We start from the raw sequence: 15,434 nt of genomic DNA, 5'->3' as shown, positions 1-15,434 counted from the left end.
TTTCGCCCATAATCGTCCTTTTCGCCGTCCTCGCAGGAACCCCATGGAGCAATTTCGTAATATCGGCATCATCGGTCGCCTGGGCAGTTCTCAGGTGCTGGATACCGTCCGCCGACTGAAACGGTTTCTGCTCGATCGTCACTTGCACGTGATCCTCGAAGACACCATCGCCGAAGTCCTTCCCGGTCATGGCCTGCAAACCTCGTCACGCAAGATGCTAGGCGAAGTCTGTGACATGGTGATTGTGGTCGGCGGTGACGGCAGCCTGCTCGGCGCCGCCCGGGCGCTGGCCAAGCACAATATTCCGGTGCTCGGCATCAACCGTGGCAGCCTCGGTTTCCTGACCGATATTCGCCCCGATGAGCTTGAAATCAAAGTCGCCGAAGTGCTCGACGGCCACTATCTGGTGGAAAACCGCTTTTTGCTGCAGGCCGAAGTCCGCCGCCATGCCGAGGCCATCGGTCAGGGCGATGCCCTCAATGACGTGGTGCTGCACCCCGGCAAATCGACGCGGATGATCGAGTTCGAGCTTTACATCGACGGCCAGTTCGTTTGCAGTCAGAAGGCCGACGGCCTGATCGTCGCAACGCCCACCGGTTCGACCGCCTACGCGCTGTCGGCGGGTGGACCGATCATGCATCCCAAGCTTGACGCTATTGTGATTGTGCCGATGTACCCCCATACCTTGTCGGGCAGGCCGATTGTGGTCGATGGCAACAGTGAGCTGAAAATCGTTGTGTCCAAAGATATGCAGATTTACCCGCAAGTCTCCTGTGACGGGCAGAACCACTTCACCTGCGCCCCCGGCGACACCATCACCATCAGCAAGAAAGCGCAGAAGTTGCGGCTGATTCATCCGCTTGACCACAATTACTATGAAGTCTGCCGGACCAAGCTCGGTTGGGGCAGTCGACTGGGTGGTGGAGGCGACTGATGCTCGATCCCGCGCGTAGCTACGACCTGATCGGTGACGTGCACGGTTGCGCTCTGACCCTTGAGCACTTGCTCGACCGGCTCGGTTATCACAAACAAGGCGGCGTCTGGCGGCATTCGTCGCGGATGGCCGTGTTTGTGGGCGATATCATTGATCGCGGCCCGCGAATTCGCGAGGCGCTGCACATCGTCCATGACATGGTCGTGGCCGGCCAGGCGTTGTGCATCATGGGCAACCATGAATTCAACGCACTGGGCTGGAGCACACCGGCGCTACCGGGCAGCGGCAAGCAGTTCGTTCGTGAGCATACGCCGCGCCATGCCCGCTTGCTCGGTGAAACCCTGACCCAGTTCGAAAACCATCCCGGTGACTGGCATGACTTCCTGGAGTGGTTCTACGAGTTGCCGTTATTTGTCGATGCCGGCCGTTTCCGGGTGGTGCATGCGTGCTGGGATTCGGGCCTGATCGCGCCGTTGCGCGCGCTGTTCCCCAATGGCTGTGTCGATGAACATTTCCTCCAGGCGTCAGCCGAGCCGGGCAGTTTCGCCTGCACCGTGTTCGACCGGCTGCTGCGCGGCACCGACATGCGCTTGCCCCATGGCCTGACCATGACCAGCGGCGACGGTCTGGTGCGTTCGTTCTTTCGCACCAAATTCTGGGAAGACGACCCGCAAACCTACGGAGACATCGTGTTCCAGCCTGACGCGTTGCCCGAGCCAGTGGCGCAGACACCCCTGACGTCCACGGAAAAAAACACCCTGCTGCGTTACGGCGCCGATGAGCCACTGTTGTTCGTCGGCCACTACTGGCGCAGCGGCAAACCAGTGCCAATCCGGCCGAACCTGGCCTGTCTGGATTACAGCGCCGTGCTCTACGGCAAACTGGTTGCCTATCGGCTGGATCAGGAAACCCGGCTCGATCCGAATAAATTTGTCTGGGTCGATGTCGAACGGCCGGAGGTGTTGCAATGAGTGCTGTTGCCGTATTGCGGCTGCCGCTGGCGGTGGACTTGAGCGGGTTCGTCAAACTGTTGCAGCGCATGCAGGTGCCGCATCGCGTCAGCGAAGAGTCGGGCGAACAGGTGCTTTGGGTGCCTGCCAACATCAGCGAAGACGTGCGCTCGCTGTACGAGCGGTTTCCGGCCGGTGACCCTGATCAGCAACTGGACATTCCGGCGGTGCAAACCACCCGCCGTCCCGGTTTTGTCGAGCAACTGCGCTACGCCAAGGCGACCGCAGCCGTTTTGCTGTTGAGCATCCTCGTGGGCGCGGTGACGCTGCTGGGTGAAAACCTCGACACGATGCGCTGGCTGACCTTCCTCGATTTTCGCGTGATCGGCGAGTACATCCACTTCGTGCCATTGGCCGACAGCCTGGCAGCGGGGCAGTGGTGGCGACTGATGACGCCGATGCTGATCCACTTCGGCATCCTGCACCTGGCCATGAACGGCATGTGGTATTGGGAACTGGGCCGGCGTATCGAGTCGCGTCAGGGCAGCATCAACCTGATCGGCCTGACGTTGCTGTTCAGCCTCGTTTCCAATTGCGCCCAGTACTTTTTCAGCGGTCCGACCTTGTTCGGCGGGTTGTCCGGCGTGTTGTACGGTCTGCTCGGGCATTGCTGGATCTTCCAGCTGTTGGCGCCGAACCCGGCTTATCGCCTGCCGCGCGGCGTGCTGGTGATGATGCTGGTGTGGCTGGTGCTGTGCCTGTCCGGGCTGGTCTCGATGATCGGCTTTGGTGAAATCGCCAACGCCGCCCATGTCAGCGGGTTACTCATCGGATGCTTCACCGGTTTGTTGGGTGGTTTGTACAACCGCCGTAAACTGGCCGCCTAAAACAGTTTATGAATTAAAGAGCGCGGAGACCTTGATGTCCTCTTTTAACGAAATGATCAAAAACATCACCCCCGATATCTACCAGAGCCTGAAACTGGCGGTGGAAATCGGAAAATGGGCCGACGGTAACAAGCTCACCGCCGAGCAACGTGAACTGTCGCTGCAAGCGATGATCGCCTGGGAAATCCAGAACCTGCCCGAAGACGAGCGCACCGGTTACATGGGCCCGCAGGAATGCAGTTCAAAGTCGATCAGCGTGCCAAACATTCTGTTCAAGTCGGATGCCATCCATTGATCGAGATTGGCCGTGGTGCAATCAGTAAAATGTCGGCCCGCCTTGACGGGGCCGACGTGCAGTACGCGTTTCGTCTGGGCGAGCTCGAGGTGCCGGTCAATCCAATGATCGGCACCACCGTGCGCCTGGAATACCTGGGGGCAATTCATTGCACCCATTGCGGACGCAAGACCAAAACCAGTTTCAGCCAGGGGTATTGCTACCCGTGCATGACCAAACTGGCGCAGTGCGACATCTGCATCATGAGCCCGGAGCGTTGCCACTTTGATGCTGGCACCTGCCGTGAGCCGGAGTGGGGCCAGACGTTTTGCATGACCGATCACATCGTCTATCTGTCCAACTCGTCGGGGGTGAAAGTCGGGATTACCCGCGCCACTCAGTTGCCGACCCGCTGGATCGATCAGGGCGCACGTCAGGCATTGCCGATCATGCGCGTGTCGACCCGTCAGCAATCGGGTTTCGTCGAAGACCTGTTCCGCAGCCAGGTGGCGGACAAGACCAACTGGCGCGCCTTGCTCAAGGGTGAAGCAGCTTCGGTGAACCTGGCCGAAGTTCGCGATCAGTTGTTCGACAGTTGCGCCGAGGGCCTGCAAACCTTGCAGGAACGATTCGGCCTACAAGCCATTCAGACCATTGCCGACGTAGAAACCCTCGAGATCCGCTATCCGGTCGAGCAATATCCGGCCAAAATCGTCAGCTTCAACCTGGACAAGAATCCGATTGCCGAAGGCACGCTGTTAGGGGTCAAGGGCCAATACCTGATCTTCGACACCGGCGTGATCAACATTCGTAAATACACGGCTTATCAGCTCGCCGTGCATCAGTAAGGACTCCAGCATGCGCACCGAACAACCGAAGATGATTTACCTGAAAGACTATCAGGCGCCCGAGTACCTGATCGACGAGACGCACCTGACCTTCGAGTTGTACGAGGACCACAGTCTGGTCCATGCGCAACTGGTGATGCGCCGCAATCCCGAGCGCGGCCCGGGCCTGCCGCCGCTGGTGCTGGACGGTCAGCAGCTTGAGCTTTTGGCGGTGACCCTGGCGGATCGAGAACTGAGCGACGCAGACTACCAACTGACCGAGAATCACCTGACCCTGCACCCGACCAGTACCACGTTCACGGTCGACACCAGCGTCAAGATCCACCCGGAAACCAACACCGCGCTGGAAGGCTTGTACAAATCCAGCGGCATGTTCTGCACCCAGTGCGAGGCTGAAGGCTTTCGCAAGATCACCTATTATCTCGATCGCCCGGACGTGATGAGCAAGTTCACCACCACGGTGGTCGCCGAGCAGCACAGCTATCCGGTGCTGCTGTCCAACGGCAACCCGATTGCCAGCGGCCCCGGCGAAGACGGCCGGCACTGGGCGACCTGGGAAGACCCGTTCATGAAACCGGCGTACCTGTTCGCGCTGGTGGCCGGTGATTTGTGGTGCGTCGAAGACACCTTCACCACCATGACCGAGCGTTCCGTGGCATTGCGCATTTACGTCGAGCCGGAAAACATCGACAAGTGCCAGCACGCCATGAACAGCCTGAAGAAGTCGATGCGCTGGGATGAAGAGGTCTACGGTCGCGAATACGACCTGGACATCTTCATGATTGTCGCGGTCAACGACTTCAACATGGGCGCCATGGAGAACAAGGGCCTCAACATCTTCAACTCCAGCGCCGTACTGGCCCGCGCCGAAACCGCAACAGACGCTGCGCACCAGCGTGTGGAAGCCATCGTCGCCCACGAATACTTCCACAACTGGTCGGGCAACCGCGTGACCTGCCGAGACTGGTTCCAGCTGTCGCTCAAGGAAGGCTTCACCGTGTTCCGCGATGCCGGGTTCTCCTCGGACATGAACTCGGCCACGGTCAAGCGCATCCAGGACGTGGCGTACCTGCGCACGCACCAGTTCGCCGAAGATGCGGGTCCCATGGCCCACGCCGTGCGCCCGGACAGCTTTATCGAGATTTCCAACTTCTACACCCTGACGGTGTACGAAAAGGGCTCGGAAGTGGTCGGCATGATCCACACCTTGCTCGGGGCCGAAGGCTTCCGCAAAGGCAGCGACCTGTATTTCGACCGCCACGACGGCCAGGCCGTGACCTGTGACGACTTCATCAAGGCGATGGAAGATGCCAACGGTGTCGACCTGACCCAGTTCAAACGCTGGTACAGCCAAGCGGGTACGCCGCGGTTGGCGGTGAGCGAGTCTTACGACGCGGCGGCGAAAACCTACAGCCTGACCTTCCGTCAAAGCTGCCCGGCAACCCCGGACAAAGTTGAAAAACTGCCGTTCGTGATTCCGGTGGAGTTGGGCCTGCTGGATTCCAAAGGCGCGGCAATTGCCTTGCGTCTCTCCGGTGAAGCCAGTGCCCAGGGCACGTCGCGGGTGATCTCGGTGACCGAAGCCGAGCAGACTTTCACCTTCGTCGACATCGCTGAACAGCCGTTGCCTTCGCTGCTGCGTGGTTTCTCGGCGCCGGTCAAACTGAGCTTCCCGTACAACCGCGATCAACTGATGTTCCTGATGCAGCATGACAGCGACGGTTTCAACCGTTGGGATGCCGGCCAGCAATTGTCGGTGCAAGTGCTGCAAGAGCTGATTGCCCAACATCAGGCTGGTGAAACGCTGGTGCTGGATCAGCGCCTGATTCGCGCCTTGCGCACTGTGCTGTCGGACGAGACGCTGGATCAGGCCATGGTCGCGGAGATGCTGTCGCTGCCGGGCGAGGCGTATTTGACCGAAATCAGCGAAGTGGCTGACGTCGATGCGATTCACATCGCTCGCGAGTTTGCCCGCAAGCAATTGGCTGAAGGGTTGTTTGAAGCGCTGTGGCTGCGTTATCAGGCCAATCGCGATCTGTCGAAGAAAACCCCTTACGTGGCGGAGGCCGAGCACTTCGCTCGTCGGGCGTTGCAGAACATTGCGCTGTCGTATCTGATGCTCAGCGGCAAACCGGAAGTGTTGGCAGCGACGCTTGAGCAATTCGAGACGAGCGACAACATGACCGAACGACTGACCGCGCTGGCGGTGTTGGTCAACTCGCCGTTTGAAGAACAAAAGGCCAAGGCACTGGCGAGTTTTGCCGAGCACTTCAAGGACAATCCGTTGGTCATGGATCAGTGGTTCAGTGTTCAGGCGGGCAGCACGTTGCCGGGTGGTCTGGAGCGGGTGCGTCAGTTGATGCAGCATCCGGCGTTCAACATGAAAAACCCGAACAAGGTGCGGGCGTTGGTCGGTGCGTTTGCCGGGCAGAACCTGATCAATTTCCATGCGGCTGACGGATCAGGGTATCGCTTCCTCGCAGACTTGGTGATCGAGCTCAATGGCTTCAACCCGCAGATCGCTTCGCGCCAACTGGCGCCGCTGACTCGCTGGCGCAAGTATGACGATGCGCGTCAGGCGTTGATGAAAGGTGAGCTGGAGCGGATTCGTGCTTCGGGTCAGCTGTCCAGCGATGTGTTTGAAGTGGTCAGCAAAAGCCTGGCCTGAGTCATGCTTTGCTCCCCCAGGGTCCACTCGGGCCCAGGGGGCTCGCTTTTAAGTGGATCAGAATCGTTTATCGGTGCTGGAAAACCAGCACCGTCTATGACGAAAAGGCGTACCTGCAGGCTTTAATACGCAGGGGATCAACATTGATAGAGGCACCGGTGGAGGTAGCTTCGGGTTGACGGAGAGGCTCAGGGCATGAGGGGGCGGGTGAATCAAAAGCCCAAGATCAAAAGCTTTCAGGCGAGCTAACGCTCGGCCTGTTGAGTGGTGGGAAGCAAGGGCTGTACGCCGATCCATTGTGGGAGCTGGCCTGCCAGCGGATGTACCCTGTCCAACTGTGGGAGCGAGCTTGCTCGCGAAGCTGTTGATCTTGCCGTTGATGTTGATCTGTTTTTGATCTTGATCTGCTTTTGATCTTTCGCCCCTTCGGCAGGCCGAGCGTAGGTGTTCATCAGGGGGTTAGGCGCGTAGCGCCGTGCGGCGAAGCCGCACACATCGAGAGGAGGTCGTAGCGAAGCAGACCGGAGGCGATGCCCCCTGATGGACACCGTAGCGAGGGAACGCGGAGCTTTAGCGAGGCGCCGTACGCCGGGGCGAAGCCTTTTGCTTACTTTTCGCTGGGCCGGCATTCCGGCGTCTGGAAAAGTGAGTCGCTGTAAGAGCGAAACCATAAGCAGCCGTTACCGCAGGAATGGATATGTACGCCGAACCCCGAACCCCGAACCCCCAATCACCCCGCCTGATACCCAATCATTCAGAAAAACCCCATCCCCCTCAGGTTAACAAAACATAACGCAGCGTCGATTGTCAGACCTTTCCAAACCCCGATAGGATAAGCCAGCTTCCGAAGGGGCTCTAGATTGCGCGTTTCAGGACCAGGTTCCAAACAGCCAATCACAACGAGCACCCTTACGGCGCCCTGAAAGGTTGAACGACCTAACAATAATAATGGGGGAAGGTCTATGAGTGAGCCTGTCATGGGTGTGGGTATCTGCCGCCCGCCGGCATTACGCAAGTTCGCGTTGCTGGCTACAGCGCTCTCGCTGTTGGGCTGTGCTGTGTTGTCGGCACCTGTGCTGGCAGCTGCCGCGCCAGCATCCGATGCTGTTTATGCCATTGAATCTGCCAAGGCTGCCAAAAGCCTGATGCTTGATGTCGTCCACGCCGGCAAACGCCTGGTCGCGGTCGGCGATCGCGGGCACATTCTGTATTCCGATGACCAAGGCACGACCTGGGTTCAAGCCAAGGTACCCACCCGGGCACTGCTGACGTCGGTGTTTTTTGTCGATGACAAACACGGCTGGGCCGTCGGCCATGACGCACAGATCCTCGCGAGCGAGGACGGTGGCGCCACCTGGACCAAACAATTCGACGATTTGAAACGCGAAGCGCCGCTGCTTGACGTCTGGTTCAAGGACGCCAACAGCGGTTATGCCGTGGGTGCCTATGGCGCGCTGCTGGAAACCACCGACGGCGGCAAGCACTGGGAAGACGCCAGCGACCGCCTGGACAACGAGGACCAGCTCCACCTCAATGGCATCGCTTCAGTCAAGGATGCCGGGCTGTTCATCGTCGGCGAGCAGGGCAGCATGTTCCGCTCAGCCGATTGGGGGCAGACCTGGGAGAAAGTTGAAGGGCCGTACGAAGGATCGCTCTTCGGTGTCATCGGCACGGCGCAAGCCAATACGCTGCTGGCTTACGGCCTGCGCGGCAATCTCTACCGCTCCACGGATTTCGGCAGCACCTGGGAACAGGTCGAGCTGAAAGCCGCTCGTGGCGCGCTGGAGTTCGGGCTGTCTGGCGCAACCCTGCTCGACGACGGTTCCATCGTGATCGTCGGTAACGGCGGCTCGGTGGTGCGCAGCAACGACAACGGCGAAACCTTCAGCGTGTTCAACCGTCCGGATCGCATTTCCGTATCGGCAGTGGCGGCGGCGGGCAACGGCAATCTGATTCTGGCAGGACAGGGCGGCGTTCGCGCTACTTCGCCAACCGGCTCAGAGCTGGGCAAATAATAAGAAGGGCGGAGCTATGACATCGATGACAAGCCATCACCAGGACAAGGCGACGTTTCTTGAGCGCCTGATTTTCAACAACCGCCCGGCAGTGATCTTCATCTGCCTGCTGGTCAGTATTTTCCTGTTCTGGCAGGCGACGCTGATCCGGCCATCCACCAGTTTCGAAAAAATGATCCCGCTCGATCATCCGTTCATTCAAAAGATGATGGAGCACCGCAACGACCTGGCGAACCTGGGCAACACCGTGCGGATTTCGGTGGAAGCCACTGATGGCGATATCTTCTCCAAGGAATACATGGAGACCCTGCGTCAGATCAACGACGAGGTGTTCTACATTTCCGGCGTCGACCGTTCCGGCCTCAAGTCGCTGTGGAGCCCGAGCGTGCGCTGGACCGAGGTGACGGAGGAGGGCTTCGCCGGTGGTGAGGTGATCCCGCAGAGCTACAACGGTTCCCAGCAAAGCCTCGATCTGCTGCGCAACAACGTCCTCAAGTCCGGGCAAGTCGGGCGTCTGGTGGCCAACGACTTCAAGTCGAGCATTGTCGATATCCCGCTGCTGGAGTCCTACCCGGACCCGCAGGACCAGGGCAAGTTGCTGGCGCTGGACTACCGCAAGTTCTCCCACGAGCTGGAAGAAAAAATCCGCGACAAGTTTGAAAAACAGAACCCTAACGTGCAGATCCACATCGTCGGTTTCGCCAAGAAAGTCGGCGACCTGATCGATGGCCTGGTCATGGTGGTGATGTTCTTCGGCGTCGCCTTCGTTATTACGCTGATTCTGTTGTACTGGTTCACCAACTGCATGCGCAGCACCGTGGCGGTACTCAGTACCACGCTGGTGGCGGTGATCTGGCAGCTTGGGTTGATGCACTTCTTCGGCTTCGGGCTGGATCCGTATTCGATGCTGGTGCCGTTCCTGATCTTTGCCATCGGTATTTCCCACGGCGTACAGAAGATCAACGGTATCGCCTTGCAGTCCAGTGAGGCCGACAATGCGCTGACTGCAGCGCGACGCACGTTCCGTCAGCTGTTCCTGCCGGGGATGATTGCGATCCTTGCGGATGCGGTGGGTTTCATCACGTTGCTGATCATCGACATTGGCGTGATCCATGAACTGGCCATCGGCGCGTCCATTGGCGTGGCAGTGATCGTGTTCACCAACCTGATCCTGCTGCCGGTGGCGATTTCCTACGTCGGTATCAGCAAACGCGCAGTAGAGCGCAGCAAAAAGGACGCAACTCGCGAGCATCCGTTCTGGCGCCTGCTGTCGAACTTTGCCAGCGCGAAAGTCGCACCGGTGTCGATCGTCCTGGCCTTGCTGGCCTTCGGTGGCGGTCTCTGGTACAGCCAGAACCTGAAAATCGGTGACCTTGATCAGGGTGCACCTGAACTGCGTCCGGACTCGCGCTACAACAAAGACAACAACTTCATCATCAGCAACTACTCCACCAGTTCCGACGTGTTGGTGGTGATGGTCAAGACCAAGGCTGAAGGCTGCTCACGCTATGAAGCCATGGCGCCGATCGATGAGCTGATGTGGAAGATGCAGAACACCGAGGGCGTGCAGTCGGCGATTTCCCTGGTGACCGTGTCCAAGCAGATGATCAAGGGCATGAACGAGGGCAACCTGAAATGGGAAACCCTGTCGCGCAACCCGGATGTGCTGAACAACTCCATCTCCCGTGCGGATGGTCTGTACAACAACAGTTGCTCCCTGGCGCCGGTGCTGGTGTTCCTCAACGATCACAAGGCGGCGACGCTCGATCGTGCGGTGCATGCGGTGCAGGAATTCGCCAAGGAGAACAACAAGGACGGCCTGGAATTCATCCTCGCCGCCGGTAACGCCGGTATTGAAGCGGCCACCAACGAAGTGATCAAGGAATCCGAGCTAACCATCCTGATCCTCGTCTACATCTGCGTCGCGACCATGTGCATGATCACCTTCCGTTCGTGGGCGGCGACCTTGTGCATCGTGTTGCCACTGGTGCTGACGTCGGTACTGGGTAACGCCCTGATGGCCTTCATGGGCATCGGCGTGAAAGTCGCGACCTTGCCGGTGGTGGCGCTGGGTGTCGGGATTGGCGTGGACTACGGCATCTACATCTACAGCCGCCTGGAAAGTTTCCTGCGGGCCGGTCTGCCGCTGCAAGAAGCCTACTACCAGACGCTGAAGTCCACCGGTAAAGCGGTGCTGTTCACCGGTCTGTGCCTGGCCATCGGCGTCTGCACCTGGATCTTCTCGGCCATCAAGTTCCAGGCCGACATGGGCCTGATGCTGACCTTCATGCTGCTGTGGAACATGTTCGGCGCGCTGTGGCTGTTGCCTGCGCTGGCACGGTTCCTGATCAAGCCGGAGAAACTGGCTGGGCAGAAGGGCAACTCGCTGTTCGCTCACTGATCCTCGTCTGAAATAGAAAAGCCGCAACCTGGGTTGCGGCTTTTTTTATACCTCGGATTCGACTCAAGTCCCTGTGGGAGCGAGCCTGCTCGCGATAGCGGCGGTACATTCAACATTGATATTGACTGACACTACGCCATCGCGAGCAGGCTCGCTCCCACAGGGGGGATTTGTAACTTTTGGATTAGTGTTGGGTCAGTTGGGATCGCCGCCCAACACCACATTCAACGCACTACGCGCATCATCCAGCTGCACCAGTGTCGCATGCCGTGCGCCGAGCGCGTCGCGGTTCTCGATGGCCGTGAGAATCGCCTTGTGCCGAGGCAGCGCCAGTTCATGCAGGTTAGGCCGCTGGTTGGAATGCTTCAACGCTTCGGCTATCGCCACCGACAGCATGTTGCACAGGTTGGCCAGCAAGTCGTTGTGGGTGGCATCGGCGATCCGGCTGTGGAAATCCAGATCCGGTTGCAGCAAGGCTTCCGGCGTCGGCGCAGCCTCCATGCGTTGGTAAGCTTCGCCAATGGACGCGATGTCCGCCTCCGTGGCGAACTGTGCGGCCAGTGCGGCGACGGCAGGCTCGATGATGCTGCGCACACTGGTCAACAGGTCGAAAAATTCATTCTGCGGGCTGCTTTGCATCAGCCAATGCAAAACGTCCGGGTCGAGCATGTGCCATTCCTTGCGTTGCTTGACCACTGTGCCAACACGCGGACGGCAATACACCAGCCCCTTGGCGACCAATACTCGGGTGGCTTCGCGCAGCACCGGGCGGCTGACCGCGTACTCCTCACACAACAGAGCCTCGGCGGGCAGTTTGTCACATGGCTTGAAACGCCCGGAAACGATCTGCATGCCCAGTTCCTGGACAATGCGCGAGTGCATGCTTTTACGGTCGGACGGTTTGCGGTAATCCATGGGGAACGACGCGGTCCTGTGCGAGGGGGTGTTGCGCATGATAACAGGCGCAACGGAATCTTGAGGCAGATGCAAATCAAATGTGGGAGCGAGCCTGCTCGCGAAGGCGGTGTACCAGTCAAGATGATATCGACTGACACTCCGCCTTCGCGAGCAGGCTCGCTCCCACAGGGGGCTGCGGGGTTAGTGAGAGTGGCGCGGGACTTCTGCACCACGGCAGCCGACCAGGAAGTCAAAGTCGCAGCCCTGATCCGCTTGCAGCACATGGTCGATGTACAGCTGACGGTATCCGCCCAGGATCATTTGCTGTGGTGGCTGAAGATCCGCCATGCGCGCCGCCAGTTCAGCATCCGGAATGTCCAGGTGCAGGCGCCCATTGGCGCAGTCCAGTTCAATCCAGTCACCTTCTTTCACAGCGGCCAACGGCCCGCCTGCTGCCGCTTCCGGCGCGACGTGCAGAACCACGGTGCCATAAGCGGTGCCGCTCATGCGCGCGTCAGAGATGCGCACCATATCGGTCACGCCTTGCGCCAGCAGCTTGGCCGGCAAGCCCATGTTGCCGACTTCGGCCATGCCCGGATAACCCTTCGGTCCGCAGTTCTTCATCACCAGGATCGAGTTGGCGTCGACGTCCAGTTCTGGATCGTTGATCCGTGTCTTGTACATGTCGAAGTTCTCGAACACCACGGCCCGGCCGCGATGTTGCATCAGTTCAGCCGTGGCCGCGGAGGGTTTGAGCACCGCGCCGAGTGGCGCCAGATTGCCGCGCAATACGCAGATGCCGCCGTCGGCGCGAATCGGGTTGTCGAGGGTGCGGATCACTTCGTCCTGACCATAAATCGGTGCGTCTTTGGTGTTCTCGCCGAGGGTCTTGCCGTTGACGGTCAAGGCGTTCGGGTTCGGGATCAGGTTGGCTTCACCCAGACGACGCAACACCGCTGGCAAACCACCGGCGTAGTAGAACTCTTCCATCAGGAAACGCCCGGACGGTTGCAGGTCGACGATGGTCGGCATGCCGCGACCGATGCGGGTCCAGTCATCCAGTTCCAGGTCCACGCCAATACGGCCGGCGATGGCTTTCAAGTGGATCACGGCGTTGGTTGAACCGCCAATCGCGGCGTTAACGCGGATCGCGTTTTCGAAGGCTTCCTTGGTGAGGATTTTCGACAGTTTCAGATCTTCGCGAACCATCTCGACCGCACGCATGCCGGACATATGTGCCAACACATAACGCCGTGCATCCACCGCTGGAATTGCCGCGTTGTGGGGCAGGGAAGTGCCCAGTGCTTCGGCCATGCAGGCCATGGTCGATGCGGTGCCCATGGTGTTGCAGGTGCCGGCCGAGCGGGACATGCCGCCCTCGGCCGCGAGGAAGTCATCAATGGTGATGGTGCCAGCCTTGACCTGTTCGCTGAGCTGCCACACCACGGTGCCGGAACCGATGTCCTGGCCTTTGTGCTTGCCGTTGAGCATCGGTCCGCCGGTGACGACGATGGCCGGCACGTCGCAACTGGCCGCGCCCATCAGCAGTGCCGGGGTGGTTTTGTCGCAACCGGTCAGCAACACGACACCATCAATCGGGTTGCCGCGAATGGCTTCTTCGACGTCCATGCTCGTCAGGTTGCGGGTGAACATGGCGGTCGGGCGCAGGTTGGATTCGCCGTTGGAGAACACCGGGAATTCCACAGGAAACCCACCGGCCTCGATCACCCCACGCTTGACGTGCTCCGCGATCTGGCGGAAGTGTGCGTTGCACGGGGTCAGTTCCGACCAGGTGTTGCAGATGCCGATGATTGGCTTGCCCTGGAATTGGTGGTCGGCGATGCCCTGATTCTTCATCCAGCTGCGGTACATGAAGCCGTTCTTGTCGGCGGTGCCAAACCATTGGGCGGAGCGCAGGGTGGGTTTCTTATCAGACATGATCGATTCTCTTATTGTATGACTATTCTGTTAAATCTACGGCCTAACATAGGCGCAAATTCGCCGCTTTGGAAGTGTTGTTGGATAAATAGTATTACTATATAGTCGTTTTCAACGGAGGGATGGCCCTGGCAGATTTTCTGCGAGAGGCGTCCCCCGAGGTTCTATAACAACAACAATCGGAGACCGAACTCATGAGCCAGGACCTGCGGCTTATTCGTCGCATCACACTCAAACTGATTCCCTTCCTGATCCTGCTGTACCTGATCGCCTATGTGGATCGCTCCGCCGTTGGCTTCGCCAAGCTGCACATGGGCGCCGACATCGGCCTCGGTGATGCCGCTTACGGACTCGGTGCCGGACTGTTCTTCATTGGTTATTTCCTCTTTGAAATCCCCAGCAACCTGATGCTCGACCGTTTCGGCGCGCGACGCTGGTTTGCGCGGATCATGGTCACCTGGGGCGCCATCACCATTGGCATGGCCTTCGTTCAGGGGCCGCAAAGCTTCTACGTGATGCGCTTTCTGCTCGGTGCGGCGGAAGCCGGTTTCTTCCCGGGCGTTCTGTACTACATCACTCAGTGGTTTCCGATTCGCCATCGCGGCAAGATCCTCGGTCTGTTCATTCTTTCCCAACCCATCGCGATGATGATCACCGGCCCGGTGTCCGGCGGCTTGCTCGGCATGGACGGCACCCTCGGTCTGCACGGTTGGCAGTGGCTGTTCATCGTCATCGGTATGCCAGCGATCCTGCTGACCTGGCCGGTGCTGCGTTACCTGCCTGACGGCCCGCAACAAGTGAAGTGGATGGACCAGGCCGAAAAGGACTGGCTGTCCGGCGAGCTGAAAAAGGACCTTCAGGAATACGGCCAGACCCGTCACGGCAATCCGTTGCACGCGCTCAAAGACAAGCGTGTGTTGCTGCTGGCGCTGTTTTACCTGCCGGTGACGTTGAGCATCTATGGCTTGGGTCTGTGGTTACCGACGCTGATCAAACAGTTTGGCGGCACCGATCTGGTCACCGGGTTCGTTTCAGCGGTGCCGTACATTTTCGGGATCATCGGCTTGCTGATCATTCCACGCAGTTCCGACCGCTTGAATGACCGCTACGGCCACCTCGCCGTGCTGTATGTGCTGGGTGCCATTGGCCTGTTCCTCAGTGCCTGGCTGACGGTGCCGGTGTTGCAACTGGCAGCTCTCTGCCTGGTGGCGTTTGCACTGTTTTCCTGCACCGCAGTGTTCTGGACCTTGCCGGGTCGATTCTTCGCCGGGGCCAGTGCGGCGGCCGGCATCGCCTTGATCAACTCGGTGGGCAACCTCGGCGGTTACATCGGTCCGTTCGTGATCGGTGCTCTGAAGGAGTACACCGGCAACCTCGCGTCGGGGCTGTATTTCCTGTCGGGCGTGATGGTGTTCGGGCTGGTGCTGACGGGCGTGGTTTATCGGTTGCTGGAGCGCAAGCATGTGCTGCCGGCGGATCAGTTTGCGGCCAGTGCGCGTGGTGCGACCCGTACCTAAGGCCAACCCCAATCAACTGTGGGAGCGAGCCTGCTCGCGATGAGGCCGTCACATTCAAAAGTGATGGCGACTGATACACCGCAATCGCGAGCAGGCTCGCTCCCA

The 15,434-nt window shown here is 59.3% G+C and carries 11 protein-coding genes and 1 pseudogene; 10 read left to right on the top strand and 2 right to left on the bottom strand.

Annotated elements, in window-relative coordinates; all coding sequences use genetic code 11:
- Window positions 1-43: 43 nt before the first annotated feature.
- From J2Y56_RS13655 to J2Y56_RS13615, 9 genes and pseudogenes are all read left to right on the top strand, one after another.
- On the top strand, window positions 44-934 hold the full coding sequence (locus J2Y56_RS13655) for an NAD(+) kinase (protein ID WP_007944594.1): 891 nt from the start codon (window positions 44-46) through the stop codon (window positions 932-934).
- Entirely contained in the window at window positions 931-1,905 is a 975-nt protein-coding gene (locus tag J2Y56_RS13650; RefSeq protein ID WP_405046857.1) for a metallophosphoesterase, read from the top strand. Before J2Y56_RS13655 ends, J2Y56_RS13650 begins: the two co-directional genes overlap by 4 nt.
- The gene (locus tag J2Y56_RS13645; RefSeq protein ID WP_007944597.1) at window positions 1,902-2,771 is read left to right on the top strand and encodes a rhomboid family intramembrane serine protease; all 870 of its coding nucleotides are present in this window, start codon (window positions 1,902-1,904) and stop codon (window positions 2,769-2,771) included. The genes J2Y56_RS13650 and J2Y56_RS13645 overlap by 4 nt, the downstream gene beginning before the upstream one ends.
- Window positions 2,772-2,805: 34 nt before the next feature.
- Window positions 2,806-3,066, top strand: a complete 261-nt coding sequence (locus tag J2Y56_RS13640) for a YeaC family protein (protein ID WP_007944602.1) — start codon at window positions 2,806-2,808, stop codon at window positions 3,064-3,066.
- Window positions 3,063-3,893 (top strand): DUF2797 domain-containing protein, encoded by an 831-nt coding sequence (locus tag J2Y56_RS13635; protein ID WP_310350755.1) that lies wholly within the window; start codon window positions 3,063-3,065, stop codon window positions 3,891-3,893. The genes J2Y56_RS13640 and J2Y56_RS13635 overlap by 4 nt, the downstream gene beginning before the upstream one ends.
- A gap of 10 nt (window positions 3,894-3,903) precedes the next feature.
- The gene (gene pepN / locus J2Y56_RS13630) at window positions 3,904-6,561 is read left to right on the top strand and encodes an aminopeptidase N (protein ID WP_310350674.1); all 2,658 of its coding nucleotides are present in this window, start codon (window positions 3,904-3,906) and stop codon (window positions 6,559-6,561) included.
- 35 nt (window positions 6,562-6,596) lie between these two features.
- A pseudogene (locus J2Y56_RS13625) lies at window positions 6,597-6,740 on the top strand (IS110 family transposase); the annotation flags it as partial.
- A 783-nt stretch (window positions 6,741-7,523) separates the two neighbouring features.
- Entirely contained in the window at window positions 7,524-8,576 is a 1,053-nt protein-coding gene (locus J2Y56_RS13620; RefSeq protein ID WP_007944605.1) for a YCF48-related protein, read from the top strand.
- 25 nt (window positions 8,577-8,601) lie between these two features.
- Complete coding sequence (locus J2Y56_RS13615; protein ID WP_033049038.1) at window positions 8,602-10,977, top strand: RND family transporter; 2,376 nt, start codon at window positions 8,602-8,604, stop codon at window positions 10,975-10,977.
- 195 nt (window positions 10,978-11,172) lie between these two features.
- On the opposite strand, the gene J2Y56_RS13610 is transcribed toward J2Y56_RS13615, so the two are convergent.
- Complete coding sequence (locus J2Y56_RS13610) at window positions 11,173-11,892, bottom strand: FadR/GntR family transcriptional regulator (protein ID WP_033049039.1); 720 nt, start codon at window positions 11,890-11,892, stop codon at window positions 11,173-11,175.
- A gap of 183 nt (window positions 11,893-12,075) precedes the next feature.
- Window positions 12,076-13,812, bottom strand: a complete 1,737-nt coding sequence (locus J2Y56_RS13605) for an IlvD/Edd family dehydratase (protein ID WP_310350670.1) — start codon at window positions 13,810-13,812, stop codon at window positions 12,076-12,078.
- A gap of 194 nt (window positions 13,813-14,006) precedes the next feature.
- Between J2Y56_RS13605 and J2Y56_RS13600 the strand changes: the two genes are divergently transcribed.
- Window positions 14,007-15,329, top strand: a complete 1,323-nt coding sequence (locus J2Y56_RS13600) for an MFS transporter (RefSeq protein ID WP_310350669.1) — start codon at window positions 14,007-14,009, stop codon at window positions 15,327-15,329.
- The last annotated feature ends 105 nt before the right edge of the window (window positions 15,330-15,434 follow it).

Source organism: Pseudomonas sp. BE134 (assembly GCF_031456105.1).
Lineage (GTDB): Bacteria > Pseudomonadota > Gammaproteobacteria > Pseudomonadales > Pseudomonadaceae > Aquipseudomonas.
Note: the sequence above shows the minus strand (reverse complement) of the source record. Positions and strands in the feature narration are given on the sequence as shown.

What these genes read in the sequence shown, in the direction of transcription:
- J2Y56_RS13620 (WP_007944605.1), top strand. Translation starts at nt 7,524, where the DNA reads ATGAGTGAGCCTGTCATGGGTGTGGGTATCTGCCGCCCGCCGGCATTA.
- J2Y56_RS13655 (WP_007944594.1), top strand. Translation starts at nt 44, where the DNA reads ATGGAGCAATTTCGTAATATCGGCATCATCGGTCGCCTGGGCAGTTCT.
- J2Y56_RS13600 (WP_310350669.1), top strand. Translation starts at nt 14,007, where the DNA reads ATGAGCCAGGACCTGCGGCTTATTCGTCGCATCACACTCAAACTGATT.
- pepN (WP_310350674.1), top strand. Translation starts at nt 3,904, where the DNA reads ATGCGCACCGAACAACCGAAGATGATTTACCTGAAAGACTATCAGGCG.
- J2Y56_RS13610 (WP_033049039.1), bottom strand. Translation starts at nt 11,892, where the DNA reads ATGGATTACCGCAAACCGTCCGACCGTAAAAGCATGCACTCGCGCATT.
- J2Y56_RS13605 (WP_310350670.1), bottom strand. Translation starts at nt 13,812, where the DNA reads ATGTCTGATAAGAAACCCACCCTGCGCTCCGCCCAATGGTTTGGCACC.
- J2Y56_RS13615 (WP_033049038.1), top strand. Translation starts at nt 8,602, where the DNA reads ATGACAAGCCATCACCAGGACAAGGCGACGTTTCTTGAGCGCCTGATT.
- J2Y56_RS13640 (WP_007944602.1), top strand. Translation starts at nt 2,806, where the DNA reads ATGTCCTCTTTTAACGAAATGATCAAAAACATCACCCCCGATATCTAC.
- J2Y56_RS13645 (WP_007944597.1), top strand. Translation starts at nt 1,902, where the DNA reads ATGAGTGCTGTTGCCGTATTGCGGCTGCCGCTGGCGGTGGACTTGAGC.